This is a genomic window from Agrilactobacillus composti DSM 18527 = JCM 14202, assembly GCF_001436375.1.
Classification (GTDB): domain Bacteria; phylum Bacillota; class Bacilli; order Lactobacillales; family Lactobacillaceae; genus Agrilactobacillus; species Agrilactobacillus composti.
Map to the genome: position 1 here is coordinate 1 of NZ_AZGA01000004.1, position 311 is coordinate 311.

Sequence of the window (311 nt, forward strand, 5' to 3'; positions counted from 1 at the left end):
TACCAACAAGTATATAGTTGGCTGAAAAAGTATCGAGAAAGTGGTCCTGACAGTCTAAAAGACAGACGGGGCCGCAAGGTTCCTGAAGAAGAATTAACAGAAGTTCAACGTCTCAAAATCGAAAACAGACTGCTTAAAGCAAGGCTTGAAGATAATGAGATCCGGGAAGCTTTGGCAAAAAAAGTTCGAGAAATCGAAAGGAGAGATCGCCATTAGCAAAAGCCAGACAGGAAGATATTTATCAGGCAATCAAAGAACTTAATGACGAATTGGCGACAGATTCAAGTATTGTGTTTGAAAAAACTGAGGAC

At 40.2% G+C, this 311-nt stretch carries 1 protein-coding gene; it reads left to right on the plus strand.

What is annotated here, in order from left to right:
• Nucleotides 1-216 (plus strand): helix-turn-helix domain-containing protein (locus tag FC83_RS01970; RefSeq protein ID WP_156405554.1); only part of this gene is annotated, 216 nt, incomplete at its 5' end.
• Nucleotides 217-311 lie beyond the last annotated feature (95 nt).